The organism is Sphingomicrobium marinum, assembly GCF_026157105.1.
GTDB classification, from domain to species: Bacteria; Pseudomonadota; Alphaproteobacteria; order Sphingomonadales; family Sphingomonadaceae; genus Sphingomicrobium; species Sphingomicrobium marinum.
Genome location: NZ_JANPVQ010000002.1, coordinates 1 through 2,186, shown reverse-complemented (window position 1 = coordinate 2,186; position 2,186 = coordinate 1). Strand labels below are relative to the sequence as shown.

At 60.6% G+C, this 2,186-nt stretch carries 1 protein-coding gene; it reads left to right on the top strand.

Translation table 11 applies throughout. The features are described 5' to 3' along the window. Nucleotides 1–2,186 (top strand): DUF7507 domain-containing protein (locus NUX07_RS11425; RefSeq protein WP_265530809.1); only part of this gene is annotated, 2,186 nt, incomplete at both ends.

The window sequence follows — 2,186 nt, the reverse complement described above, 5'->3', positions numbered from 1 at the left end:
GACAGCGACCAGACCGATCCGACCCAGGACAGCGAGGAAGCGCCGCTCGTCTACGATCCGAGCCTGGTATTCGACAAAGAGGTCGTGGGCGTGGATACTGCCGGTGACGGCGTGCTCGATAATGCCGGCGAGATCATCGACTACGAGTTCACGGTCACTAACGATGGCAACGTCACGCTGACCAATGTGACGGTGGTCGATCCGCTGACCGGAAATGACGAACTGATCGCCTCGCTTGCGCCGGGTGACAGCCAGACGTTCCAGGGCAGCTACGCGATCACGCAGGTCGATATCGACACCAACGGTGGCGGCGATGGTGACATCGACAACACCGCGACCGCCGATAGCGACCAGACCGATCCGACCGACGACAGCGAAGAGGTTCCGGTTGTCCGGGCGCCGGAAATCGCAATCGACAAGACCTTCGTGAAATGGGCCGATGACGGCGCCGCCGGCGACCAGGCCGGCGATGTTGCCCTTTACACGGTCAAGGTCACGAACACGGGTAATACGACCTTGACCGGCGTGACCGTTGTCGACCCTCTCACCGGCGATAATATTAATGTCGGTACGCTCGATCCGGGTCAGAGCCAGACCTTTGACACGGACTATGTCCTAGCGCAGGCCGACCTCGACAATAATGGTGGCGGCGATGGCGACATCGACAATACCGCGACCGCCGACAGCAACGAGACCGGGTCTGTCGATGACAGTGCCGAAGCGCCGATTGCGCCGATGCCTGCCATTTCTCTCGTCAAGACTTTCGTCAAATGGGCGGATGACGGCGCCTTTGGCGACCAGGCGGGCGACGTTGCGCTCTACACGCTCGTGGTGACCAACACCGGCAATGTCACCTTGACCGACGTCTCAGTTGTCGATCCGCTGACGGGCGACAATATCGACGTCGGCACGCTGGTCCCAGGCCAGAGCGCAAACTACGACACGGATTATGTCCTGACGCAGGCCGATCTCGACAATAACGGTGGCGGTGATGCGGATATCGACAATACCGCGACCGCAGACAGCAACGAAACCGATCCGGTCGACGACAGCGCCGAAGCGCCAATCATCCAAATGCCTAGCCTCGGCTTCGACAAGATGATTGTCGCGATCGATTCCGCCGGAGACGGTGTCCTCAACGCCGCCGGAGAGGAGATCGATTACAAGTTCACCGTCACCAATACCGGCAACATCACGCTGACCAATGTCACCGTGGTCGACCCGCTGACGGGGAATAACGAGCTGATCGCTTCGCTCGCACCGGGCGACTCGATGGACTTCTTCGGAAGCTACGCGATCACCCAGAACGACCTGGATACGAATGGTGGCGGCGATGGCGACATCGACAACACCGCGACCGCCGACAGCGACCAGACGGGCCCCGAGCAGGATAGCGAGGAAGCGCCGCTGGCGCCCGATCCAAGTCTGGTATTCGACAAAGAGGTCGTGGGCGTGGATACTGCCGGTGACGGCGTGCTCGATAATGCCGGCGAGATCATCGACTACGAGTTCACGGTCACTAACGATGGCAACGTCACGCTGACCAATGTGACGGTGGTCGATCCGCTGACCGGAAATGACGAACTGATCGCCTCGCTTGCGCCGGGTGACAGCCAGACGTTCCAGGGCAGCTACGCGATCACGCAGGCCGATATCGACACCAACGGTGGCGGTGATGGCGACATCGACAATACCGCGACCGCCGATAGCGACCAGACCGATCCGACCGACGACAGCGAAGAAGTGCCTGTTGTCCGGATGCCCGAGCTGACGTTCGACAAGATGATCATCGGCGAAGATACGGCGGGCAACGGCCTGCTCGACACAGCCGGTGAGATCATCAACTACAAGTTCACCGTCACCAATAGCGGCAACACGACGCTGACCAATGTCACCGTGGTCGATCCGCTGACGGGGAATGACGAGCTGATCGCGTCGCTCGCACCGGGCGATTCGATGGACTTCTTCGGTGATTACGCGATCACACAAACCGATCTCGACACGCAGGGTGGCGGCGATGGCGACATCGACAATACTGCGACGGCTGACAGCGACCAGACCGATCCGACCCAGGACAGCGAGGAAGCGCCGCTCGTCTACGATCCGAGCCTGGTATTCGACAAAGAGGTCGTGGGCGTGGATACTGCCGGTGACGGCGTGCTCGATAATGCCGGCGAGATCATCGA